This is a genomic window from Caballeronia sp. AZ10_KS36, from assembly GCF_023631105.1.
GTDB lineage: Bacteria > Pseudomonadota > Gammaproteobacteria > Burkholderiales > Burkholderiaceae > Caballeronia.
In genome coordinates this window covers 47,235-71,854 of record NZ_JALQDQ010000049.1, presented here as the reverse complement: position 1 = coordinate 71,854, position 24,620 = coordinate 47,235, and the positions used below count along the sequence as shown (strand labels likewise).

The window sequence follows — 24,620 nt, the reverse complement described above, 5'->3', positions numbered from 1 at the left end:
GCCGTTCAGGCGGCTTTTGCGGAAGGCAGCTTCGAGACGAGCCGCAACGACACCGTCAGGCCTTCGAGCTGGTAGTGCGGCCGCAGGAAGAACTTGGACGTGTAGTAGCCCGGATTGCCCTCCACTTCCTCGACGACGACTTCCGCCGCGGCCAGCGGCCGGCGCGCTTTGGTCTCTTCCGACGAGTTCGCGGGATCGCCGTCCACGTACTGAAGAATCCAGTCCTGCAGCCAGCGCTGCATCTCGTCCTTCTCCTTGAAGCTGCCCACCTTGTCGCGCGCGATGCACTTCAGGTAGTGCGCAAAGCGGCCGCACGCGAACAGATACGGCAGACGCGCCGCCAGATTCGCGTTCGCGGTGGCGTCGGGGTCTTCGTACTCGATCGGCTTGTTGAGCGACTGGGCACCGATGAATGCCGCGAAGTCGGAATTCTTCCGGTGCACGAGCGGCATGAAACCGTTCTTCGCGAGTTCGGCCTCGCGGCGGTCGCTGATGGCGATCTCCGTCGGGCACTTCATGTCCACGCCGCCGTCGTCGGTCGGGAATGCATGGACCGGCAGGTTCTCGACCGCGCCACCGGACTCGATGCCGCGAATGCGCGAGCACCATCCCCACGTCTTGAACGAGCGGTTGATGTTGGCGGCCATGGCATAGGCGGCATTCGCCCACGCGTATTTCGATGCATCCGTGCCCGCCGTGTCTTCCTCGAAATCGAACGCGTCGACCGGACTCGTCTTCGCGCCATAGGGCGTGCGCGCGAGGAAGCGCGGCATGGCGAGGCCGATGTAGCGCGAGTCCTCGGAATCGCGCAGCGACCGCCATGCGGCGTGCTCGGGCGTCTGAAAGATCTTGGTGAGATCGCGCGGGTTCGCAAGCTCCTGCCACGAATCCATCAGCATGACGGCAGGATCCGCACCGGCGATGAACGGTGCGTGCGCCGCTGCCGATACCCTGCCGATCTGCGTGAGGAAATCGACGTCGGGGCCGCTGTTGTCGAAGTAATAGTCGGCCACGAGCGCACCGTACGGCTCGCCGCCGAACTGGCCGTATTCCTCTTCGTAGAGCCGCTTGAAGAGCGGACTCTGATCCCATGCCACGCCCTTGTACTTGCGCAACGAACGGTGCAGGTCTTCCTTCGAGACGTTCATCACGCGCAGCTTGAGACTCTCGTCGCTTTCGGTGTTGGTGACGAGATAGTGAAGGCCACGCCATGCGCTTTCGAGCTTCTGGAAAGGCTCCGCATGCAGGATCACGTTGATCTGCGCGCTCAGCTTTTCGTCGATACGCGCAATCAGCGCTTCGATGGTCGCGAGCGCATCGTCGGACACGCGCTGCGTGTCGAGCAGCGCCTGCTCGGCAAGCGTGCGCACCGAGCTTTCGACCGCTTCGCGGGCCTTGTCCGAGCGAGGACGGAACGCCTTCTGCAGGAGTTGCTGGAACTCGCCGGACGGGCTTGCGTCGCCGGCTTCGTAGGCTGGTTGCCCATCGCGCTCGACGGATTGATCGAAGTTGGTTTCTGCCATCGTCGTTCCCTTATTCGGTATCCTGGGTTTCGGCATGCTCGCCGGGCTTGGGTAAGGCGGCCAGCGAACTCATGAGCGCCGGGTCGTCGAGCAGCCGCGCGACGAGGTTCTCGGCGTCGGTCTTGCCGTCCATGTAGGTCAGCAGGTTGCGCAACTGACTGCGTGCTTCGAGCAGCCTCGCGAGCGGTTCCACCTTGCGGGCAATCGCGGCGGGCTCGAAGTCGTTCATGCTCTCGAAGGTCATGTCGACGCCGATCTTTCCTTCGCCCGTCAGCGTGTTGTCGACCTGCATGGCGACGCGGGGCTTCATCGAACGCAGGCGTTCATCGAAGTTGTCGATATCGATCTCGAAGAACTTGCGCTCCGCGACAGGCGGCAGATCCTCCTGCGGCTGCCCCGACAAGTCGGACAGCACGCCCATCACGAAAGGAAGATTGACTTTCTTCTGCGAGCCGTACACTTCGACGTCGTACTCGATCTGCACACGCGGCGCGCGATTGCGCGCGATGAATTTCTGACTGCTCTCTTTGGCCATCTGTCGGTGCTCCTGGTTGAAAAGCGCGGCGTGAGGCTCAGTCGTCCAACGACTCGACCGCCGATACGCCGACCACTTGGATGAGTTGCGCCAGCCCTTCCGGCGCGAGGTCCTTCATCAGATCGACAAACGATTTGTCGATCAGCGTGATGGCGCGCCCGAGCAGCAGCGGCACGGGGCTCGCGGGCTCCTGACGCGCGTAGTACTCGCACAGGCGCGTGAGCGTCGCCGCCACGTCGGCGCGGCTGTTGATGACATCGCCCGCGCCGGCCGCGATTGATACGCCCTCGCCCGGCACGGGTGCATCCGCGCGATTCCCGAGACACCCGGCGAAAAGCGCTCTCGCCCGCTCCAATAGCGTCTTCAACGGAGCGAGATCGAGCGTCCGTGCCGCGTCGACACGCGCCGACAGAAGCGCTTCGATGGCCTCGACGTGAGCGGCCGCGGCATCGAATGCAGCCTTCGCGCGCAGCGATGTTTCAGGTGTAGCCGCGATCGCCGCCTCCATCTCCGACGCGCTGCGCACCGCGCGACCATCCGGTGCGTGGCCATCGCCGCTGGCGTATGCCCATTCGCGCAGCGTGACCGGCTGCTCCTGGCCCGACAGCGGCGTGTCCGTCAGTTCGGCCAGCAAGCCAGCGGGATCGACCCATGCGGCAAGCGCATTGACGCGCGCCGTGGGATCGTCGGCGTCGCCTGCATCCAGTTGAGGATGCACGTGCTGCCATTGCTGTTCGAGCAGCGCGACCGTGAGCGCGAGCCCATCGCTCAGTTCTTCGACGCCCTGGCGAGCCAGACGGGCACGCACCAGCGGCACGATCACACGCAGGTCCCGTGTGCGCTCCATCAGCGCCGTGCCGAGCGAGTCCACGACGGTCCAGTCGGGCGGCACTGCGGCGACGAGCGTCGCGCCGTACTCTGCTTCCGGACGGCCCTCGATCGCCTCTTCGAACTCGCGAAACTGAGGGTCGTACTCGAGGTCGGGCCCGCAGGGGGCATCGTCCGTGAGCGGTGCGAGCCAGCGATTCCAGCTCTGATGGGTAATGAGCTCGGTGTTCATGTCAGCTTTGGGATGCGATCGTTCAGTACGTTGTCCTAATCGTCTAATAACGATTTATTCCGGTTCAGGTTCGACGGGATGCTCTATCGATAGAAGATGTAGGTGGCCGTATAAGGCGAACCGGCCAACTCGTGCTCCTGCGTGCACGATGTTTGCGGCTTCGCGCCCCCGATCGTATCGACGCGCTGCACGCGACGTACCGAAGCCAGCAATCCTGGCGTGCCCGTCGAGCGCGTTTCGAGCAGCAGTTCGGGGACGCTGTTCGGCGTCTTGCTCGGACGCTGTGCCAGCACGCGGCCTTCGATCCGGCTGCCATCCCCGGCTTGCCAGGACGGTCCCGCCCCATGCTCGATGACGGGTGCGCCGCTCTCGTCGGAAAGCGTGGCACGCGGCACCTTGAAAAGCCAGCCGAGCACGCGGTCCGCGCCATATTCACATGAATAGATCTGCTCGCCCGACGCCGTGGTTCGCAGCAGCGGCTGGGCATCGGGCAAATCGATCGACGCCGCCTGTGCGCCCGGGCCGCACGCGACGATCATGAAAGTGACGCCGCTCAAGGCGTGCATGGTGCGTGACAGACCGTTCATCTCGTGCTCTCCTGAATCCCTGTTTGGAAGCCGCCACGCGTGTGGGACTTGCGCTGGCCCTTTCATAACACCCGAGCCCCGAAGGCTATTCCATCTAATCCTGGCTGTAATTCGAGGCCGAGTCCGAATCCGAGCCGGGACTGCGCCCACCGTGGTACGCGTCCAGAATGTCCATGTAGGTCGGCGATGCGGGAGGCGACGAAGGCGACGGCGGTGCCGCGCCGCTGGTCTCATCCAGATGCTTTTCGAACTCGTCGGTGATGAGGAACCGCGCCAGCTTGAGTTCCGGCCTGAACAGGCCGTTCAGGGTTTTGTCGGTGTCATCGTCGGATAGCGCGGAAAGGAGCTTGCGCTGCGAATCCACGCTCAAGTCGCGCGTGAGTTCCACGATCGATAACGCCACGCCCACCATCATCGAGCCGCCCGAGAAGACATAGGTCGGCTTGTTGTAAACGTCGACTGCGTTATTGACCGTCCGGTAATCGCTCTCAGGGAGTCCGGGAACGCGGCGCCGGAGACCGTTGTCGGGTGGTGCGACCATGTCGTTGAGGCTCAGCCACGCATGTTCGAAGCGCGAGCCGACCCGCGAGGATGCAAGATCGAAACGGTACAGCACGTCTCCGAACCGGCTGCTCGCCTTCTTCGGCGTGCGGCCACATTCGAGCGAGAAGAACACGTAGTCGTCGTTGGCCGCCTGGGCGAGATCGGCTGCCTGCGAATGTAACAGGTCGAACGTGATGCGCTGTTCGAGCAGCTTCTTGCGCGAATACAACGTGGTTTCCCCGCCGCTGTCACGCTCCGCGGGTGTGAAGTGGGTCGCGTAGAACGGCCGCTTGTCGAACTTAGTAACGAAGTCGTGCTCGAGCGGGCTAAGCCGCTTCAAGTTGGCGCGCAGGCGAGCGAGATTCGCGCGCGAAAGCTTGTCGATGGACTCGATCTGTCCATTGTCCCTTTGATGTTCGCGCCAGAGTTCACCGTTGCCGAACATGCCCCGCTGCGGTTTCTCGGCGACTCGTGCACGCAATGCGGAAGCGGTCTTTCTGGCGAATCGGTCAAGGGAATCGGGGCTTATGTCAGCGGGCGTGGCGTTACGCTTCTCATCGGTCAATTCGCGTTCCTCCGTTCAGATGGCACATTCAGAACATCCGACGGAGCAACCTTATTCCGTGTATTCTCGGCTCATTTCTCGGCTTTCGAGTCCGGGGAATACGCCGACCGCGTTACTTTCGAACGTCAAGAGCCCGTAGTTGGAACTCATCGCCACGGCTATCGCACTCGACGAGCCAGCCCAAGATGCGCACGAACACCGGCCTGCGAATACATGCCCGACTTGAGCACCAAAAGCTGCGCGGCCGGCGTCTCGGTCACCGCCGCGCGGCCCATGTACACTACATAGACGTGGTGATTGTGGGTTCGTTCGTTATGCTAATTACCTCGTCGGATTAGATCGACGGACGGGCGCGAACCTACCGGTGCGCTGACAGAGAGCCTTCTGTCTCTCGTGCTGACGAGGTCCACGCGTTGGCACGCGTCTGTGTGTACATCGCTTCGAACCCCAGCCGCCTGCGTCGGCTGTACGGTGTCAGAGTTGCCTGCTCCCGGCGAATGACCGTTTTCCGGTAAGCGGATTTCGGATGGCGCCACCCAATCCCGACTAGACGTGGCCGTTCGTAGTTCCGGCCCGATTGTCGAAACCGTGATTCAAACGCGCCACCCATGACGCCCCCCATCAAGGCATCGGTTCTCGCGCGAGGGACACGGCCTCATCGTATGTTTCATCACGCTCATGCCGCAAAGTCGGCGCCGATGCCGTCAGCAATCGTGTATAGGCGTGCCGTGGATGCGCGAACACCGCCTCCACGTCGCCCTCCTCCACGACGCGCCCGGACTTGAGAACGAGCACTCGATCGCACAGATGGCCCACGACATCGAGGTCATGCGAGATAAAGAGCAGCGCGGTCGCATGACGGGCCTGCAAGGACACCAGCAGATCGAGCACCTGCGCCTGCACATAAACATCGAGCGCAGAAACCGGCTCGTCGCAGACGATCAGCGCCGGCTCCGGCGCAAGCGCCCGCGCGATCGCCACGCGCTGCCGCTGCCCGCCAGAAAGCGACGCCGGCCGCCGGTCCAGATACGCCGCACTCAGCCCGACCTGCTCCAGTAATTCGACGCTGCGATCGAGGACCCCCGCCTTCGAAAGACCTCGCGAATGCAGCCCCTCGGACAGCAATTCGCGCACGGCATGCCGCGGGTCGAACGAACTCAACGGATCCTGCGGGATATATTGCATGCGCGAGCGCAGCGCGCTACGCGCCGGCTCGCCGATACCGGCGCCGTTCCATTCACGCCCCAGAAAACGCACGGCCCCGCGATCCGGCGTAAGCAGCCCCAGCACGATATTCCCGCACGTGCTCTTGCCCGATCCCGATTCGCCGATGATGCCAAGCACCTCGCCCTCGCGCACGCGAAACGACACATCGTCGAGCGCGGTGAAGCGTTGGCCGCGACCCCCGCCGCGCCGTGCATAGGACTTGCCGATGCCTGCCACATCGAGCACCGCGCGATCTGACGGGGCCGCCCGAGGCGGCAGTTGATCGCGCACGATCGCCGGCATCGCTCCGCGCGTCGTGACCGCCATGCGCGCCGAACTCAGCCGATGCCCGCGCGACTCAAGCGATGGCTGCGCGGCCAGCAACTGCCGCGTGTAGTCGTGCGACGGATGCTGCAGCACGTCCCGCGTCGCGCCGCTGTCGACGACCTTGCCGCCGTGCATCACGAGCACGCGATCCGCGATGCCCGCGACCACCGCAAGATTGTGGCTGATGAGCAAGACGCCGATGCCCTGCGCGAGACGCTCGCCGAGCACCGCGAGCACTTGCGCCTGCACGGTCACATCGAGCGCGGTGGTCGGTTCGTCCGCGATAACGAGCGCCGGGCCGGCCGCGATCGCCGACGCGATCAGCGCGCGCTGCCGCAGGCCGCCCGAGAGTTCGTGCGCGTATTGCCGGGCACGCATCGCCGGTTCGGGAATGCCCACATCCGTCATCACGTCGTGCACCCGCGCACGTCTATCGGCGCGCGAGCGCAGCACGCGATGATGCGCGAGCACCTCCTCGATCTCCGCGCCGATCGTGCGCAGCGGATCGAGCGAGACGAGCGCGTCCTGCATCACGAGTCCGGCGAACGGACCCCGCAAGCCACGCCAGTCGCGCTCGGTGAACGCGAGCGCATCGCGTCCGGCGATCTCGAAGCGTTCCGCGGTGATCCGCGCCCCGCGCCCCGCCAGACCGATCAGACTGCGCGCCGTGAGGCTCTTGCCCGAGCCGGACTCGCCGACGAGCGCGACGCATTCGCCGGGCCGGATCGTCAGATCGACGCCCTGCACGAGCGGCGTGCCGCCGTGCGCATTCGCGAAACCGATGGACAGCCCGCGAATCTCCACGAGCGGCCGGTCCGTCATCGATGCCTGCGGCTTCATGCGCGCACCTCGAACTTGCGTTGCAGGAAGCGGCCGATGACCGCGAACGACAAGACGGTCAACGTGATCGCCATGCCCGGAAACACGCTCGGCCACCACGCGACGCGCAACACGTCGCGTCCTTCGGCGAGCATCACGCCCCACTCGGGCGTCGGCGGTTGCGGACCCAGCCCGAGAAAGCTCAGCCCTGACACGGCGATGATCGCGCTGCCGATATCGATCGTCGCGATGACCGGCACCGCGACGAGCACGTTCGGCAGCACATGGCGAAAGAAAATCTGCGTGCGCGAGAGGCCGAAGCTCACCGCGTGCGTGACGTAGTCCGCGTGGCGCACGACGAGCGCCTGCGAACGCAGCACGCGCCCGAACTTCGGAATGCCCGCGATGCCCACGGCAATGGCGATATTGACGATGCCCTGTCCGAGGAAGGTCACCACGAAGAGCGACAACAGGATCGGCGGAAACGCGGAAAGCACGTCGAAGACGCGCGACGCGGCTTCATCGGCGAGACGGTTCGACAAGCCCGCAAAGAGGCCGACGACGAGCCCGATCGCAAGGCTCACGATCATGCTCGCGAGTCCGATCAGCAACGAATAGCGCGCGCCGTGTATCACGCGGGAAAGCACGTCGCGGCCGATGCGATCGGTGCCGAACCAGTGCTGCGCGTCCGGCGGCTGCAGCGTCGCGGCGACGTCGCTCGCGAGCGGATCGAACGGCGTCACGATGCGCGGAAAGGCCATCGCCATGCCGAGCGCGACAAGAAACGCCACGGCGATCATCACGCTCGCCGGTAGCGGTGCGCGCCCCCGCGCGAATGCGGTACATATCACGGTGCTCATTGTCTGCGCAACCTCGGATCGATGAAGAGATAGGCGATGTCGAGCAACGTCGAAATGACGACATGCACGAACGCCGCGAGCAGCACGACGGCCAGCACCACCGGCACGTCTTGCGATGTCACCGCGTTGAGCGTCACGCTGCCGATGCCAGGCCTGCCGAACATTTTCTCGGTGATGACCGCGCCGCCGAGCAGGCTGCCGATCAGCCAGCCGCCGAGCGTCACGACCGGCAGCAACGCATGGCGCAGCACATGGCGCGCGCGCAGGACGAGTTCGGACACGCCGCGCGCGCGTATCGTCGTGACGAATGGTTTCGCCAGTGCCGCTTCAATCGATTCACGCATCACCTGCGAAAGAATCCCGGCGGTCGGCAACGCCAGGGTCACGGCGGGCAGGACGAGCGCGCGCCAGCCGTTCGCGCCCGATACGGGAAAGAGCCGCAACTGGAAGGAGAACGCGATCAGCAGCAACATGCCGAGCCAGAACACCGGCGTGGACGTGAACGTGAGCTCGATCAGCGACGCGCATCGCGCACCGAGCGCGCCCCACGCCCCGCGCGTGCCCTCGCCGCCCGCCGTCACCGTCGCCACCACAATGGCAAGCACGAGCGCGAGCGCGCCGGCAGACAACGCGAGTTGCATCGTCGGCCAAAGCTGGCTGCGCAGAAGGTCGAGCACCGGCTGCTGCATCACGAACGACGTGCCGAGATCGCCATGCGCGAGCCGCAGCAAGAATTGCCCGTATTGCCACGGCAGGCTGTGATCCAGGCCCCACTGCGCGGCGATCGCCTCGCGCAAGCCGGGATACGCGAGATCGCCCGCGAGCACGTCCTCGATGCGTCCCGGCAGCGCATGTATCGCGACGAAAGCCACCGACGCCGCGAGCCACAGCACGAGCAATCCTGTCATCAGGCGCGTCGCAATCTGTCTGCGCATCTCACGCTCCCTGTTTGTCGATCCAGATGTCGTAAGCGCTCGCCGGGCCGTCCAGTTGCGGCTCGAAACCGATGCCATGCACGTTCGACTTCGACGCGAGGTGATACACCGGCGCGAACAGCGGCACGATGAACGCCTGATCGACGGCGCGTGCCTGAATCTCGCCGAGCAGCTTGCGCCGTTCATCGCCGATCGGCATCAGGCGCGCGCGGTCGATGTCGCCGGTGATCTTCTTGTCGGAGGCAGGAATGGCGCTATAGAGGAAGCCCTTGTCGCCGAGCATGTCCCACAGTTCCATCGCGACATCGGACGGGTTGTCCGTGTTCGGATAGATGAACCACACGCCGGTCGCCTTCTGATTGGCGAAGTCGCCTGCGGTCGTGATGCGCAGGTCCAGATTGAGACCGATGTTCTGCCGCAGCGCCGACTGCACTGCACGGATAAGCACGTCACGGCTGTCGCGGACGTAGGGTTGGGGATAGCCGACTTCGATCGTTAGCCGCTTTCCGTCCTTGGTGCGAAAGCCGTCCTTGTCGCGCGCGGTCCATCCGGCTTCGTCAAGCAGACGGTTCGCGTCGGCGATCTTGTTGCCCCATGAACCCTCGAGTTGTTTCGCGTAGTCCGGATTGTCCGGACCGATGTTCGACCACGCGCGCCGCACCGTGCCGAGATACACGCTCTTCACGATGGCGTCGAGGTCGAAGCCGTCGCGCAGCGCGCGCCGCACGCGGACGTCGTTGGCAGGCGGCACCGTGTAGTTGATGTTCAGCGTGAACGACGTCGTCGCGGACGGACCGTGCACGTACTGGAAGCCATCGACCTTGTCGAATACGGCGATGTCGGTCGGCTGCACGCCTTCGATCAGATCGACCTGCCCCGAACTCAGCGCGCCGGTTCGCACGGCCGCCTCAGGCAAGAACCGATAAGTGACGCGATCGAGATACGCGGGCCCGCGATGCCCCGCGTTGTCGGGCGCCCATCGATAATCGGGATTGCGTTCGAAGGTCGCCTGCTGTCCGCGCTGATACGACTTGAACACGAAAGGCCCTGTCCCGACGATGCCCGGTCCCCCGCCGCACAAGTTCTTGTTCTCGGCGAGCGCCTTCGGTGAGATGAAGCCGAGCTTCACGCTCGAGAGCGATTCGAGCGTCGTGGAATCCGCCTGCTTCATGACGAGCCTGGCGACGTAAGGCGACACTACTTCGACGTGATCGAACGCGACGAGCAGCGACGCCGACGCCGATGTCGTGCTGACGTTCTTCAGGATGTAGTCGAAGTTCGCCTTCACCGCTTCCGCATTGAACGGCTCGCCGTCAGTGAACTTCACGTCGTCGCGCAGCTGGAATGTGTAGCTCTTGCCGTCGTCGGCAATGCTCCACGACTTCGCGAGCCACGGCGCGTAGGTGCCGTCGGTACGCTTCGAGACGAGGGAATCGATGTAATTGCGGATGACCCAGAACGAGTTTTGCTGCGACGAACGATGCGGATCGAAGCAAGCGGGTTCGGTCGTCACACCCCAGATGAGATCGCCGCCCGTCGCCGGTTGTCTTGCGGCCGCGTGCGCGGTTGTTGCGGACTCCGATTTGCTGCAGGCGGTGATCGCCGCGCTTGAAGCGATCGTCATGACTATGGCCAAAGCGCGTGTGAGCGCCGGTCGTTTTACGTTCATCGAATGGAATTCCCCGAGCAGACAAAAAGACGCGATGCCCGCAGCCCTTAGCGTGGTCCGGCGCAGCGTGCAGACAGGCGGGCGGCATCGCGATAGATCGAGAAGCTTACGGTCGACATGACATTCGAGGCAACGAAGCAAAGTTCATAAACATAGTCGACGCCTAGCCTCGCAACTGGTCGGCAAGATTCGGCGGCCCATTCTAGTGCAGCGTATTCCAAGCGATAACCAATGAGGTTTCATATCGATATAACGCGCGCCTTGCCGGCATGATGGCCTCCGCTTGCGCTTCGGTTCGCTTCGGTTCGGTTCGACAAATGCTTCGCATTGCAAATCGCCTCGCCGCGGCATTACAAATCAGAATTCGTTCGTTCGGCATCGGTAAGCGTGACCGTAAGATCGCCTTCCGCCAGAAACTCCTGGTTAACACGTACAAAAAGGAAGCGAATGAAACGAGTCGCACTCGCCAGCGCCGCTGGCTTGATGGTCGCCCTTCCCGGTATCGCGCAGGCGCAAAGCTCGGTAACGCTTTACGGGCTCATCGATGCCGGCATCGCCTACACGAACAACCAGCGCGGAGCATCGAACGTGCAGGCGACCAGCGGCAAGCTCAACGGCAGCCGCTGGGGCATCAAGGGCGTCGAAGATCTGGGCGGCGGCTATACCGCGCTGTTCACGCTGGAAAACGGCTATCGCGTCAACGACGGCACGCTCGCGCAAGGCGGACGCGAGTTCGGGCGGCAAGCATATGCGGGCGTGGGAAAGAAAGGCATCGGCACGCTGACGCTCGGGCGTCAATACGATCCGAACACCGATCTCGTCGCCCTCTTCGCAGGGCCGGGGTTCTGGTCGCCCGCCACGCATGTCGGCGATAACGACAATCTGAACCAGACGTTCCGCATCAACAACGCAGTCAAGTTCAAGAGCGATACCATCGCGGGCGTAACTGTCGATGCGCTGTATGCCTTCAGCAATCAGGCCAGTAACGGCGCGGGCGCGGGCTTCGGCAACAACCGTGCGTGGGGCGTATCGGCAAGCTACGGGCGCGGGCCGTTGTCGCTCGGCGCGGGCTATGTGCGGCTCGATCATCCGAACGCGACGACGAACACGAGCGGCGCAATCGGCGGTGCATCGACGACATCCGGCGATGACTACAGCGGCGCGCTCTTCTATGGCCTCAACGGTGGCGTCGCGCGTCAGCAGATCACCGTGGCGGGCGGCAATTATGCGATCGGCGCGCTGGCGACGATCGGCTTCGCGTGGAGTCACACGCAACTCGACTACAACGACGGCTCCTCCCGCAAGTTCAATAACTACGACGTCAACGGACGTTACAGCCTCACGCCGGCGACGACGCTCGTAGGCGTCTACACGTTCACCGACGGCCGCGCCTACAGCCTGCCCGGCACGAATGGCGCGACGCTCAAGCCGCGCTGGCATCAGTTCACGCTGGGCGTCGATTACGCATTGTCGAAGCGTACCGACGTGTATCTGTCGGGCGTCTATCAGCTTGCCGCTGGCGACGCATCGACACGCGTCGGCACCGGCTATCGAGCGATCGCTGCTATCGCCGACGCCGGAGCCGCATCGTCGACGAACCGGCAAGTGGCGGCGTTCGGCGGCGTGCGCGTGAGGTTCTGAGCGAATCGTTATGGGAAGCCACGCGTCGACCTCTTTTGCAGCGACGGAATATGTGCGTAATTGCTTCTGTTGGTAAAGTACGCGATCGACCCCGCTCTCACGCGGGATGACAACCCTTCTCGTGCCAAAGCGACAATGACAACAATCGCCGCAACACGCAGTGCATGGGCCGCGCCGATGCGTTCCGTCGCCCTCTCCGCGCTTACCGCCCTTGCTGCATTCACGTCCGCGCCGCAATCCGCCCAAGCAGCGAGCAAGACGCTCGTGTTCTGCTCCGAAGGCAGTCCCGCCGGATTCGATTCCGCGCAATACACGACGAGCACGGACTTCGATGCCGGCGCGCACGCCGTCTTCGACACTCTGGTCGAATTCAAGCGCGGCACGCTGGATCTCACGCCGGGTCTCGCCGAGACCTGGGACGCGTCACCGGATGCGAAGACGTTCACGTTCCATCTGCGTCATGGCGTGAAGTTTCAATCGACGTCCTACTTCAAGCCGACGCGCGACTTCAATGCGGACGATGTCGTGTTCACGTTCAGGCGCATGATCGACCCGAACGAGCCTTTTCAGAAAGCGCATCCGGTCAGCTTTCCGTATCTGACCGACCTCGGCTACGACAAGAACATCGCGTCTGTCGACAAGCTGGACGATTACACAGTGCGCTTTACGCTCAGGACGCCGGACGTCGTGTTCGTGCGCAATGTGGCGATGGAGTTCGCATCCATCGTGTCGGCGGAATATGCCGCACAGCTGCTCAAGTCGGGCAAGGTCGAGGACTTCAACCAGAAGCCCGTTGGCACCGGCGCGTTTGTTTTCCGCGATTATCAGAAAGACTCGACGATTCGCTACGACGCCAATCCGACCTTCTGGAACCGGAAGGACGTGCACATCGACAAGCTGGTCTTCTCCATCACACCGGACGCCGCCGTGCGCGAACAGAAACTCGAGAGCGGCGAATGCCAGGTCACGTCTTTCGCACGGCCGGCCGATATTGCGAGCGCGAAGAAGAAGCCGAATCTCGCCGTGCTGTCGGGCGTGGGCTTCAACGTCGCTTACGTCGGATACAACACAACGCACAAGCCGCTCGACAACGTGCAGGTGCGCCGCGCGCTCGACATGGCTATCGACAAACAGGCGATCATCAAGTCCGTGTACGAAGGCGCCGCGACGGTCGCCACCAACCCGATGCCGCCATCGCAATGGTCGTATAACAAGGCGTTGAAGGACGCGCCGTACGATCCGGCACGCGCGCGAGCGTTACTGAAAGAGGCAGGCTTTCCCGATGGCTTCGCCATCACGCTCTGGGCCATGCCTGTGCAACGCGGCTACAACCCGAACGCGCGGCTGATGGCGCAGCTCATCCAGTCCGACTGGGCGAAGATCGGCGTGAAGGCGAACATCGTGACTTACGAATGGGCCGAGTACAACAAGCGCGCGAAGACCAATGGCGAGCATGACGCCATCCTCTACGGCTGGCTCGGTGACAACGGCGATCCCGACAACTGGCTCGGCACCACGCTCGGCTGCGACGCCGTGCACGGCAGCAACATGGCCAAATGGTGCAACAAGCAGTTCGACGATCTGCTCTCGAAAGCCCGGCTCATCACCGATCAGAGCGCGCGCACGAAGCTCTACGAAGAAGCGCAGGTCGTGTTCAAGGACCAGGTTCCTTACACGCCGATCGCCCACGCTAACACGTTCCAGCCCATCTCCAAGCGAGTGCACGGGTACTTGATCAGTCCGCTCGGCGGCCATCGGTTCGATGGCATAACGCTTGAATGAATCGACCTGCCCCCGGTTTCACTACGAGTTGCAGTTGGAGTCCGAGGTTAATAACTGCTGCTCGCGTCGCCTTGCATTGTTATGCTACTGAGCATCGATGAGAGCGGGGGCTAACTTGGTCAACCGGGATTCACTCGACAGCGAGCCGAAAAAGCCGTGCGCCGTGCCTGCGCAGGGAAGCCCGTGCGACGAGCTTTTCATTCGCTCGCAGCCAACGAGAGTGGACCGTCCCTGCCATCGCACGCGTCTCGCGCTCGCCGCGACGATTCTCGGGTCGAGCATGGCGTTCATCGACGGGTCCGTCGTCAACGTCGCGCTGCCCGCCATTCAGACTTGCTTCCGCGCGAGCGTCCAGGCGGTGCAGTGGGTGGTGAATGCGTACCTGCTTTTTCTCGGGGCGCTCGTGCTGGTGGGCGGATCAATGGGCGATCACTTCGGCCGCCGCACGATCTTCATTGCGGGCATCTCGCTGTTCACGCTCGCGTCGGCCGCTTGCGGGTTGGCGCCGACCGTCCATGCGCTGATCGCCGCGCGCGCGTTTCAAGGCATCGGCGCCGCATTGCTCGTGCCGAGCAGTCTCGCGATCATAGGCGCCGTATTCGAAGGCGAAGCCCGCGGGCGTGCAATCGGCACTTGGGCCGGCGTGGGCGCGATTACATCGGCGGTGGGGCCGGTAGCAGGCGGCTGGCTCGTCGATGCGTTGTCGTGGCGAGCAATCTTCTTCCTCAACGTGCCGCTCGCAGCGGTGACGATTGCGCTCGCCATCTTGTCAGTGCCCGATAGCCACAAGCTCGATGGGCCTCGACAAGTCGACTGGCCCGGCGCGCTGTGCGCGGCAGCAGGACTTGCCGCGCTCACATACGGCCTGACCGACGCGGCCGCGCATGGGTTCGCCGATCCGTTCGTACTGTCCGCAATCGGCGCCGGTCTCGTCGTGCTGGCCGTATTCGTGCGGATCGAAGCGAAAAGCCGTCACCCGATGGTGCCGCTCGACGTCTTTCGCTCGCGAGATTTCGCAGGCGCCAATCTCGTGACACTGCTGCTTTACTTCGGCTTGGGTGGCGTATTTTTCTTCCTGCCGTTCACGCTGATCCGCGCACATGACTACACGGCGACGCAAGCGGGTGCGGCGCTGCTTCCGGCGCCCGTCATCATCGGTCTGCTCTCGCGATTTACCGGCGGCCTGACGAGCCGCTTTGGCTCGCGCTTGCTGCTGACGGCCGGGCCGAGCGTCGCCGGAATCGGTTTCGCACTGCTGGCGCTGCCGTCTGCGGGCATCAGCTATTGGGCCGGATTCTTCCCTGCTCTGACCGTGCTTGGGCTCGGGATGACGATCACGGTCGCGCCGTTGACCACGACCGTCATGAATTCGGTGCCGGCCGACCGTGCGGGCATTGCGTCGGGCATCAACAACGCTGTTGCGCGCGTGGCTAGCCTGCTGGCGATTGCCGTGCTCGGCATTGTGTTTGTCTGGTCGCACCACGCGGCGTTGTCGGCACGGCTCGACGCGTTGCACGTGCCGCAGAATGCACGTGTGACCGCGACGTCGTTGCAGTCGGGAATCGAGTCTGCGACGGCAACGGGCGGTGAACATGCGCTACCGGTCGCACGCGCAGACGCCGACGCCATCGCTGACGCATTGCGCGCCGTCGCGCTGGTCGCGGCTGCGTGCGCGTTCGCCGGAGCGGGAATTGCGATGGCAACTATTCAGCGCCGCGAGTGATGGAATGGCCGTCGCGTGACGTCGAACATGCGAGTGCGCACTGCGATTCGTGACCGCCCCGTTGGGAAACGCAATAAGCGGCATCTCTGACTAAGCCCGATGCCGCCCATCTGCCGCGTTCCCTTAGACTTGTGCCATACCGCCATCGACGGTGAGTTCGATGCCCGAGATATAGCTGCTATCGTCGGATGCCAGGAACAACGCCGGCTTGGCGATTTCTTCCGAGAGACCAATGCGGCCCAGTGGCACCTGCGCAGCAATGCCCGACTTGAAGCCTTCGATTTGTTCGTCGGTCAGGCCGGCCTTGCCGAAGATCGGTGTATCTATAGGACCTGGGCTGATCGCATTCACACGAATCTTGCGTGCCTTGAGATCCGCCGTCAGCGTGCGCGCCAACGAACGCACCGCAGCTTTAGTGGCCGAATAAACGCTGAACGCTTCCATACCGGTGGACGATGCAATCGATGCGTTCAGAATGATCGATCCACCGTCCGGCACGAGCGGAAGGAGCTTTTGCACCGTGAAGTAAGTACCCTTCACGTTGACGTTGAATGTCTCATCGAAATGCGCTTCCGTGACCTGATCGATCGGTGCGAACGAACCCAAACCCGCGTTCGCGAAGATGATGTCCACGCGGCCGTATTTCGCTTTCACGTGGTCGTGAAGCTTGTCCAGATCCGACAGCCTGGAGACATCGCCCAGCACGCCTTCCGCCTCGGCACCGATGCTTTTCACCGCTTCGTCTAGCTCCTTCTGGCGGCGCCCCGTGATGATGACCTTCGCTCCTTCCTTAGCGAAGAGTCGGGCCGTCGCCAAGCCCATGCCGCTGTTTCCGCCCGTGATTACGGCGATCTTTCCCGGTAGTTTCGTCATATCAGTCCTTGATTGGATGTTCGACCGTCAACATCGGTTGCGTGACGTTGAAGCGACTATAGGGGCGGTGCATCGCGAGAGATAGTAGGTGGCGACGAACACACTCCTCGGCTCAAACGAACAATCCAGATGATGCTATCGATATGACGCCAGGGAATGAACGGCGCCTCCGGTAAGGACGGCTGGTTCTAAATCTTCTTACTGGACTCTTCGTTCCTGCTCGAAGCGTCATAGGTACACTGTGCTCGCTTTAGTGCAGAGCCATTGGCCAGCGACCAGTTGTAAAGTGCAGCAAAGGGTTCGCGTAGCGAGCAGCCAAGAGCGGAAATCGTGTACTCGACACCGATCGGCTGCGTCGGCAGGACTTTGCGATAGATAAGGCCGTTGCGTTCCAAACGCCTCAATGCCTCGGACAAAGCCTTCGGCGTGATGCCGTCCAGGCGGCGCTTGAGGTCGTTGAACCGTGCCGGCTGCGTGCATAGGACGCTCAGGATCAGCACCGTCCACTTGTTGGCGATATGTTCCAGGATGGGCCGCGTCGCGGTGACATCGAGCGGCAGGTCGAGAACGTCTTTGGACATGGTGTGCGTGTCAATATCCGAAGACCATATAGTGCCTTTTTGCGAGTCGAGACGCGCGCTCTGCCGTCCGGCTCGATCGGCGACGAAGCTGCTCGCTGTTGAGTGGCAGCGCCATGTCCTTCGGAAAGCGGCGCAGCTTAGACCTGCGCCATGCCGCCATCGACCGGTAGCTCGGCTCCAGTGATGAAGCTGCCTTGGTCGCTGGCGAGGAACAACGCCGCCGATGCCACTTCCTCGGCACGACCCAAACGCGCAAGCGGGATCCGTTCCATCAGCGTCTTGCGCACGTCGTCGGACACCGCAGCCATCATCGCGGTGTCGATTGGTCCTGGTGCTACGACGTTGACGCGGATCTTGCGGTGCGCCAGCTCATTGGCCATCGTCCGCGCGAACGAGCGGACAGCAGCCTTCGTTGCCCCGTAGACGCCGTAGCCTTTGGTGCCGAGCTCATCCGCGATGGAGCCTACGAGCACGATCGAGCCACCGTCCGGCATGATCGCCGTCGCCGCCTTGACGGCGAACAGCAGCGCGCGGACGTTGACGTCGAACGTCCGGTTGAAATGTTCTTCGCTGATGTCTTCGAGAGTCGCGAACTCGGAGATGCCGGCGTTGACGGCGAGCACGTCCACTCGTCCGGCCTCGCTCCTCACCGCATCAAATAAGGCAGCGAGCGACGGCAGATCGGATGCATCGGCGCGGCGCGTACGCAGCCTTCCGGCCCCGAGCGCGACGTCTCTCTCTTCGACGCGACGGCTGCTGGCGTACACCGTGGCGCCCTCCGCCGCGAACCGCTCTGCGATTGCTCCACCGATGCCGCCACTGCCGCCGACCACAACGGCGATCTTTCCATGAAGGTTGCTCATATGTCCTCACATTTGCTGCAAATGACGAACGGGTGCCATGACGATGCGGTTAGCCAGCTTCATCGCGCCGGTATGAAACAGGACATCGGTAGCGGTCATCACGCCTCCTTCGAATAGGCCTTGGAGATATACAAGCTACACTAGGTCACCCCGGTATACGCAACTAAACCGCGTGTGGGCACGTCACTGTATGGCTTCGCCGGTATGCAAATTCCTTCGCCGGAAGCCACGCGCGTCCACACATCCGCTCGAAGTGCTTGATGATCGCGTCGGTTTGCGCTCGCGGCCGCTGTGGTCACGCGAGCGGCGGCTCGAGGAAAGTCTTAGCCGCCCGATGCGCCATACACCTGCGCTGTCACGTAACTCGCCTGCGCCGATGCCACGCGAGTCAGGTCGATGACCTCGCGCGCATCGCTTGCATCAGCGCGCGTCAGCAACACCTATCGCGTCCAGTTCCCTCAACACTTCGTCACTCAACGCGATATCGGCGGCCTTCAGGTTCTCGCGCAAATGCGTCACCGACGACGTGCCTGGAATGAGCAGCATGTTCGGGGATCGATGCAGCAGCCACGCAAGCGCAATCTGCATCGCTGTTGCGTTCAGACGCGCTGCGATATTTGACAGCGCATCCGATTGAATCGGCGAGAAGCCGCCGAGCGGAAAGAACGGCACATACGCGATGTGTTCGCGCGCCAGTTCATCGACGAGCGCGTCGTCATCGCGATTCACGAGGTTATAGTGATTCTGAACGCATACGATCGGCGCAATGTTTCGCGCGTCGCGCACCTGCGTCGACGTGGCATTCGACAAGCCGATGTGGCGGATCATGCCCTCCTGCTGCATCGCGGCGAGTGCATGCATCTGCGGTTCGATCGAGCCTTCCGTCGGCCGGTGGATGTCGCCCATGATGCGAAGATTGACCACGTCGATGCCATCGACGCCGAGGTTGCGGAGATTGTCTTCGACGCCGCGGCGCAGATCGTCGGGCTCGAACGCGGGCAGCCAGCCGCCCTTGTCGTCACGCACTGCGCCGACCTTAGTCACGATCGTCAGATTCGACGGATACGGATGCAGCGCCTCGCGGATGATCTGGTTGGTAACGTGCGGGCCGTAGAAATCGCTCGTATCGATATGATTCACGCCCGCAGCAACGGCTTCCCTCAACACGGCGATGGCGGCCGCGCGATCCTTCGGCGGGCCGAACACGCCCGGTCCTGCAAGCTGCATCGCGCCGTAACCCATTCGGTTCACTTCGCGTCCCGCGAACTCATAGGTCTTTTTCATTGCATCGCTCCGGTGGCTGGTTTGGTGGCGCTCATTATCTCCAGCTTGTGGCGTTGAATGAATGGGGCTAACGTGCACGGGTTGTTCAATAAACGAAACGGTCCTGATGTGGATTTGAACGATCTCGCTGCTTTTGTCTCGGTCGCCCGTGCAGGCGGCTTTCGCGACGCGGCACGCACGAATGGGGTATCGGCGTCGTCTCTTTCGATTGCGGTGCGCAGGCTCGAAACGAAGCTCGGATTGCGCTTGCTGAACCGCACGACGCGCAGCGTGTCGCCGACGGAGGCGGGTCAGCGGTTGATCGACACGCTGGCGCCGTTGTTCGGCGAGATGGAAAGAGCGCTCGATGTGCTGAACGGCTATCGCGATTCGCCGAGCGGCACGCTGAAGCTCAACGTCCCCGCGAGCGCAGCGCGCACGCTGTTGCCGCCACTGCTTGCCGGGTTCATGCAGGCGTATCCCGACATTCGCGTGGAAGTGATGGTGGAAGACGGCTTCGTCGATGTCCTGTCGATCGGCTGCGATGCTGGCATCCGCTACGACGACAAGCTCGAACAAGACATGATCGCGATGCCGATCGGCCCGCGCGTCCAGCACTTCACGACCGCCGCTTCGCCCGGCTATCTGAAGGCGCACGGCACGCCCGGACATCCGCGCGATCTGCTCGCGCATACCAGTGTGCGCGGCCAGTTCTCGAGTGGCGCGCGGCCCGCGTGGCAGTTCGAACGCAATGGCGAAGTGGTGCGCATCGATCCGCCGTCGCGTCTCGTGGTGCGTCCCGGCGCGGCACTGGGCCTGATGATCGACGCAGCGATCGAGGGGCTCGGCATCATCCATCTGTTCGCGGAGATGTTGCAGCCGCACGTTGAAAGCGGCGCGCTCGTGCCGATACTCGACGACTGGAGACAGCCGTTTCCCGGGCCGTTTCTGTACTATCCGGGACGCCGGCACGTGCCCGCGCCGCTGCGCGCGTTCATCGACTGGCTGAAGGAAAACGATCGCATGTAGCGCGTCCTCGGAGAAATACGCCCGGACTTCGACCCTCTGCGGGGAAGCTGCGCGTATGCGCTGGCTAAACAGCAGAAGTAGCGCGGGACGCGCGCGAGAACAGAAAAGGTCCGACGAGCCCGGCTCCAAAGGCGACGTACACCGCCGCGATATGCGCAACCGGCAAGTGATATTCGAACCCGGGCGTGAAACGCTTGGGCACGACCACGTAGTCGCTGGCCGCCGCCGCGAGCGTTGTAGCGGCCGCCAAGGCAATCCGTCGGCCGTGCGCTTGCCTATGGCCCAGCGAACGGCGCACCGCCGCAAAGGCGAGCGCGTTCCCGGCTGCCCATCCTATGGACATGATCTGATGGATAGCCAGACCGGTCAGGAAATGCCTCGGCTCGGGGCGCGCCGTTTGGTTCACTTCTTGCGGCCAGACCCAGTGACTGACGGCGCTCACCGGGGCCGCGGCGCGCGTGCCGTGCAGGCGCCCGCACGCGGCGAGCGCCGCCGTCGACAGCAGCCCGGCCATAATGCCGGGCCACAAGATGTCTCTCTTCGGATCGATGCCCAGCGTCATGGTTATATTCCTTACCGGTTCTACCGGCCTTCTCGGTTCGCGCATCGCAACGGCCTTGCGCGCGGGCGGGCATTCGGTCATCTGCTGCGCGAGGCGCCCGCCAGCGGACGCACGTGCGAACGAGGGATTCCGGTTCGTCAAGCTCGACTTCGCCCACGTCGACGATCAAGCAACTTTGATACCGCTCCTCGAAGGCGTCGATGTGGTGATCAATGCAGTCGGCATATTCAGCGATCGCACGGGCCACGATTTCCAACGTCTGCATGCGGACGCCCCTACGCTGCTCTTCGACGCCTCGGTGCGCGCCGGAGTGCGGCGGATCGTGCAGATATCGGCACTCGGCGCGGACGAGCATGCAGTAAGCAGCTACCACCTCACCAAGCGCGCAGCCGACGACGCATTGCGCGCGTCGCCGGTCTCATCGCTGATCGTGCAGCCGTCGCTCGTTTTTGCGCCCGAGGGAGCCAGCACTACGTTCCTCAGCGCATGGTCGACGCTGCCGGTCGTCCCGCTGCCGGGGCGTGGGTTGCAGCGCATTCAACCCGTACACGTCGATGACGTCGTCGAACTGGTGATGAGAGGCGCCCTTGCAACCGATGCCGGCAGCGAAACGGTCGCCGCCGTAGGCCCTGAACCGATGACCATGCGAAGCTACCTCGCGGTGCTCGCGAGACTCGCGGGCGCAAGTGCGCCGCGCTTCGTCTCCTTGCCGATGTCTCTCGTGCGAATAAGCGCGCGAATCGGCGAACGGCTACCGGGCGGATTTGTCAGTAGCGATTCGATCGGCATGCTCGAACGTGGCAATACTGCATCCGCCGACGGCATTACGCGATGGCTCGGCAGGCCCCCTCGACCCCTCTCGCAACTGCGGGCAATGCCGGAAAGCCTTGGAGTCCGGGCGAAACTGACATGGCTCATTCCGTTGCTGATCGCGTCGGTTGCGGCGGTCTGGATCTGGACTGCGATCGTGTCGGCATGGCTTTACCCGCGAGCGGAGAGTCTCTATCTACTTCAGAGGGTCGGGGCGCCCGCCGGCACGCGAGTGTTCCTGCTCTACTCCGCTGCGTTGTTTGATTTGCTGCTCGGCTGCCTTTCGCTGTGGTGGCCCCGGCGTCTGGGTCCGCGCACGCGCCTGTGGCACTGCCAGATTGCATTGATCATCCTATACACCGCCCTCATTAGCTGGCGCCTGCCTGAGTTCTGGCTGCATCCGTATGGCCCGCTCTCGAAGAACCTGCCGATGCTGGCGGCCCTTGTCCTTCTGGTACAACTGGATCGCAGGAATCGAAAGTGACATACCTCACGATCAAGTGGCTGCACGTTCTGTCGTCCACTGTCCTGTTCGGCACTGGAATAGGCTCGGCGTTTTTCCTTCTAAGCACGAGCCTCGCGCGGGATGCGCGCACGGTGGCGCGTGTCAGCCGTCTCGTTGTTCTGGCGGACTGGCTCTTCACGACGCCGACGGCTGTCATCCAGCCGCTTACCGGCTACTTGATGATGCGGCTCGTCGGCTTCCCGATGCGAACGCCGTGGCTCGCCTGGTCTATCGGGCTCTATGTGTTCGCGATTGCGTGCTGGCTGCCGGTCGTATGGCTTCAGGTCCTGATCGCAGCGGAAGCTCGGAACTGCGCGGCATCGAAAGCGAAGCTGTCGCGGCGCTTCTGGCGGCTCATGGCAATCTGGACGATGCTTGGCGTGCTCGCCTTCGTCGCGTTTCTCGCGATCTTCTGGCTGATGGTGACGAAGACGGTTTGAGCCGAAGAAGCGCGATGTTCGCACTATCCGACGTGGCAGAGCACCTGTCGGCGAAAACCGCCAACTTCCACGGAAAGCGGCAAGCAGCCTTTCGGCCGCGATGAGGGCTTGCGTTAGCCGGCCTCGTCGCTCACCAGTCGCGCCATCTCGTCCGAAGCCGTCGTCGCCGTTGGAACGAGCTTCATCAACCGCGCCATCACCGGCCATCGTGTGAGCGCGGCGCGATATTCCTCGTCCGCTTGCGAGTCGAAATAGCGCGCGGGGTCCAGCCCGAGCAGCTTCTGCGCGAGCGCGTCGACATCGTGGACGGCGCGGACGGCTATCGCGGAAACGGCAGTCACCTTGTCGTTCATTTCTGCTCGACCCACACGCCATCCGGCGTCTTCACGACATAACCCGTGGGCGTCTTCATGGTCACGGTCTCCTCGTTTTCGCCGATCATCGGCGTCTCCGGCAGTTTCGACGCGTATTGCGACAGCGTCACGCCCGGCTTGAACGGACTGTCCGACACGAGGTTGGCCAGGAGTTGCGCCACCGCGAGATGCCCCGTCGGCTGATCGATGACCGTCGTCGGCCCATGATTGCCCGAGAAGCCGACGAGCCGTACGCCGACCGGCCCGTGGATCACGCTCGGCGTCGGGATCTCGCGAAGGCCCGCGACCTGATTGTTGTCGCCGCGAAGCGCCGCGCCGTGCTCCGGCACGAACACGATCACCGCGCGGCGCCCCGACTGCGCAATGAGGTCCGCGAACTTGTCGAAGTCGCTCATCAGCTTGTTCACGCGCAACGGATAGGACTCGATGCTCGACAGCTTGCTGTTGGGCAGGCGGTTGCCGTCGTGCAGGCTGATGGTGTTGTAGTACAGCGCGACCGGCCCCGGCGTCTGCGCGCGCTGCGCATACCAGTTTGCGAGCGTGCCGTAGTCGTCGATGATCGGCGAGCCGTCGAACGCGTGCATCGCGACGGGCGCGGCGGCGTTGGAAACGAACGGCACATTAGGCACGCCCAGGTTGTCCTTCACGAGCTGGGTGAAATTGTCGAAGTGGCCATCGTGATTGAACGTGACCTGCGGCGTGTAACCCGCCTGCGCAAGATCGGCCATCAGATGACATTGCGCCGGCGCGTCCTTGTACAGGTCCGCGTGCGCTTCCTGACCGCACGAAGCGCGCAGCACGCGAATCGCCGCGGGGCCGCTGTAGCTCGCCGCCGTGCTGAAGTTCGTGAACAGGTAATCGAAGTGCGACAGGAACGGATGGTTGCGCGCCTTCGCCACATCGAGGTCGTCCCACGACAGCGAGCAGATATGCAGCACGATGACGTCGAACTGCTCGCTCGCGTTCGAGGACAGGTGCCCGAAGCTCACCTGTCGTTGCGATTCCTTCGCCCGGAACGCCGCGAGCGTCGCGTTGTAGTCCAGGGGTTGAGCGGAAGGACCGTTAGTTGCGGCCACACTGGGTTGCGTCGGCGCGGCGTGAATACGGGCGAGAACCTCGCTCGCGCCCTGCCACGCCGGCAACACGAAGAGCGCGAGCATCACGAAGGTCGCGACGCGCAGCCATCGATTGACGATCAGATAGACGACGAGCCCGCACAGCGCGATGCCGACCAGCATCGGCGGCAGAAAGCGCGGCAACAATTCGAGCCAGTAGCCGAAGCTGAACGTGCTGAGATTGCCGAACTCTTCGACGATGCGCCCGAACGGCGGCACGTTCGCCTCCCGAACCATCAGCGGCAAGCCGACCGCCAGCCCCGCGATGAGCCGCACCGCGCGCCACGACCGCGCACGCAGCGGCGCGCTCATCGCGAGCGCCAGCGCGAACGCCATGTTCGCGAGCCACAGCGGCTTCAGATGGCCGGTCGAGAACAGCGCCAGCTTGCTGATGAAATAGAGATTCCAGAACGTCATCGTGTTTGAGAGT

22 protein-coding genes are annotated in these 24,620 nt (G+C 63.4%); 6 read left to right on the top strand and 16 right to left on the bottom strand.

The features are described 5' to 3' along the window. Positions 1-5: 5 nt before the first annotated feature. The 9 genes from tssC to NCR35_RS28210 all read right to left on the bottom strand — a co-directional run bounded on the left by tssC (position 6) and on the right by NCR35_RS28210 (position 10,584). Positions 6-1,523 carry a type VI secretion system contractile sheath large subunit gene (gene tssC, locus NCR35_RS28250; RefSeq protein WP_250537210.1) on the bottom strand — a complete coding sequence of 506 codons (1,518 nt, stop codon included), beginning with the start codon at positions 1,521-1,523 and terminating at the stop codon, positions 6-8. A gap of 10 nt (positions 1,524-1,533) precedes the next feature. Further along, positions 1,534-2,058, bottom strand: coding sequence for a type VI secretion system contractile sheath small subunit (gene tssB / locus NCR35_RS28245; protein ID WP_250537209.1), 525 nt, complete (start codon positions 2,056-2,058; stop codon positions 1,534-1,536). A gap of 37 nt (positions 2,059-2,095) precedes the next feature. Beyond that, positions 2,096-3,118, bottom strand: coding sequence for a type VI secretion system protein TssA (tssA, locus tag NCR35_RS28240; protein ID WP_250537208.1), 1,023 nt, complete (start codon positions 3,116-3,118; stop codon positions 2,096-2,098). An 83-nt stretch (positions 3,119-3,201) separates the two neighbouring features. Then, positions 3,202-3,705, bottom strand: a complete 504-nt coding sequence (locus NCR35_RS28235) for a DUF3455 domain-containing protein (protein WP_250537207.1) — start codon at positions 3,703-3,705, stop codon at positions 3,202-3,204. Positions 3,706-3,799: 94 nt separating this feature from the next. After that, entirely contained in the window at positions 3,800-4,813 is a 1,014-nt protein-coding gene (locus tag NCR35_RS28230) for a hypothetical protein (protein WP_250537206.1), read from the bottom strand. Between the two features lie 621 nt (positions 4,814-5,434). Next, positions 5,435-7,186, bottom strand: a complete 1,752-nt coding sequence (gene nikE, locus NCR35_RS28225) for a nickel ABC transporter ATP-binding protein NikE (protein ID WP_250537205.1) — start codon at positions 7,184-7,186, stop codon at positions 5,435-5,437. Continuing rightward, a complete protein-coding gene (locus tag NCR35_RS28220) occupies positions 7,183-8,025 on the bottom strand; it encodes an ABC transporter permease (RefSeq protein ID WP_250537204.1) in 843 nt (280 codons plus the stop codon). The genes nikE and NCR35_RS28220 overlap by 4 nt, the downstream gene beginning before the upstream one ends. After that, entirely contained in the window at positions 8,022-8,960 is a 939-nt protein-coding gene (locus tag NCR35_RS28215) for an ABC transporter permease (RefSeq protein WP_250537203.1), read from the bottom strand. The genes NCR35_RS28220 and NCR35_RS28215 overlap by 4 nt, the downstream gene beginning before the upstream one ends. Position 8,961: 1 nt before the next feature. Then, a complete protein-coding gene (locus NCR35_RS28210; protein ID WP_250537202.1) occupies positions 8,962-10,584 on the bottom strand; it encodes an ABC transporter substrate-binding protein in 1,623 nt (540 codons plus the stop codon). A 492-nt stretch (positions 10,585-11,076) separates the two neighbouring features. Here NCR35_RS28210 and NCR35_RS28205 point away from each other — a divergent pair, with 492 nt between their 5' ends. The 3 genes from NCR35_RS28205 (at position 11,077) to NCR35_RS28195 (ending at position 15,775) form a co-directional block, all read left to right on the top strand. Continuing rightward, the gene (locus NCR35_RS28205) at positions 11,077-12,270 is read left to right on the top strand and encodes a porin (protein WP_250537201.1); all 1,194 of its coding nucleotides are present in this window, start codon (positions 11,077-11,079) and stop codon (positions 12,268-12,270) included. A gap of 177 nt (positions 12,271-12,447) precedes the next feature. Beyond that, positions 12,448-14,052: an ABC transporter substrate-binding protein gene (locus NCR35_RS28200; protein ID WP_250537200.1), complete on the top strand. Its 1,605-nt coding sequence runs from the start codon at positions 12,448-12,450 to the stop codon at positions 14,050-14,052. 97 nt (positions 14,053-14,149) lie between these two features. Continuing rightward, positions 14,150-15,775 (top strand): MFS transporter, encoded by a 1,626-nt coding sequence (locus NCR35_RS28195; protein ID WP_250537199.1) that lies wholly within the window; start codon positions 14,150-14,152, stop codon positions 15,773-15,775. A gap of 123 nt (positions 15,776-15,898) precedes the next feature. Here the strand turns inward: NCR35_RS28195 and NCR35_RS28190 are convergent, their stop codons facing one another. From NCR35_RS28190 to NCR35_RS28175, 4 genes are all read right to left on the bottom strand, one after another. After that, positions 15,899-16,648 (bottom strand): glucose 1-dehydrogenase, encoded by a 750-nt coding sequence (locus NCR35_RS28190; protein ID WP_250537198.1) that lies wholly within the window; start codon positions 16,646-16,648, stop codon positions 15,899-15,901. A 188-nt stretch (positions 16,649-16,836) separates the two neighbouring features. Continuing rightward, a complete protein-coding gene (locus tag NCR35_RS28185) occupies positions 16,837-17,229 on the bottom strand; it encodes a winged helix-turn-helix transcriptional regulator (RefSeq protein ID WP_250537197.1) in 393 nt (130 codons plus the stop codon). Positions 17,230-17,366: 137 nt separating this feature from the next. Further along, a complete protein-coding gene (locus NCR35_RS28180) occupies positions 17,367-18,092 on the bottom strand; it encodes an SDR family NAD(P)-dependent oxidoreductase (RefSeq protein ID WP_250537196.1) in 726 nt (241 codons plus the stop codon). Between the two features lie 420 nt (positions 18,093-18,512). Next, positions 18,513-19,376 carry an aldo/keto reductase family oxidoreductase gene (locus NCR35_RS28175; RefSeq protein ID WP_250537195.1) on the bottom strand — a complete coding sequence of 288 codons (864 nt, stop codon included), beginning with the start codon at positions 19,374-19,376 and terminating at the stop codon, positions 18,513-18,515. 108 nt (positions 19,377-19,484) lie between these two features. On the opposite strand from NCR35_RS28175, the gene NCR35_RS28170 reads away from it, so the two are divergent. Next, positions 19,485-20,384: a LysR family transcriptional regulator gene (locus NCR35_RS28170; RefSeq protein ID WP_250537194.1), complete on the top strand. Its 900-nt coding sequence runs from the start codon at positions 19,485-19,487 to the stop codon at positions 20,382-20,384. 64 nt (positions 20,385-20,448) lie between these two features. Here the strand turns inward: NCR35_RS28170 and NCR35_RS28165 are convergent, their stop codons facing one another. Next, a complete protein-coding gene (locus tag NCR35_RS28165) occupies positions 20,449-20,946 on the bottom strand; it encodes a hypothetical protein (RefSeq protein WP_250537193.1) in 498 nt (165 codons plus the stop codon). Here NCR35_RS28165 and NCR35_RS28160 point away from each other — a divergent pair. Together NCR35_RS28160 and NCR35_RS28155 are read left to right on the top strand one after the other, a co-directional pair. Beyond that, positions 20,900-22,240: an NAD(P)H-binding protein gene (locus tag NCR35_RS28160; protein WP_250537192.1), complete on the top strand. Its 1,341-nt coding sequence runs from the start codon at positions 20,900-20,902 to the stop codon at positions 22,238-22,240. The two genes, NCR35_RS28165 and NCR35_RS28160, sit on opposite strands and share 47 nt — an antisense overlap. Further along, on the top strand, positions 22,237-22,701 hold the full coding sequence (locus NCR35_RS28155; protein ID WP_244850984.1) for a DUF2269 family protein: 465 nt from the start codon (positions 22,237-22,239) through the stop codon (positions 22,699-22,701). The genes NCR35_RS28160 and NCR35_RS28155 overlap by 4 nt, the downstream gene beginning before the upstream one ends. A 113-nt stretch (positions 22,702-22,814) precedes the next feature. Here the strand turns inward: NCR35_RS28155 and NCR35_RS28150 are convergent, their stop codons facing one another. Both NCR35_RS28150 and bcsG read right to left on the bottom strand, forming a co-directional pair. Continuing rightward, a complete protein-coding gene (locus tag NCR35_RS28150) occupies positions 22,815-23,054 on the bottom strand; it encodes a hypothetical protein (RefSeq protein WP_250537191.1) in 240 nt (79 codons plus the stop codon). Beyond that, complete coding sequence (gene bcsG, locus NCR35_RS28145) at positions 23,051-24,607, bottom strand: cellulose biosynthesis protein BcsG (RefSeq protein WP_250537190.1); 1,557 nt, start codon at positions 24,605-24,607, stop codon at positions 23,051-23,053. The genes NCR35_RS28150 and bcsG overlap by 4 nt, the downstream gene beginning before the upstream one ends. Between the last annotated feature and the right edge of the window lie 13 nt (positions 24,608-24,620).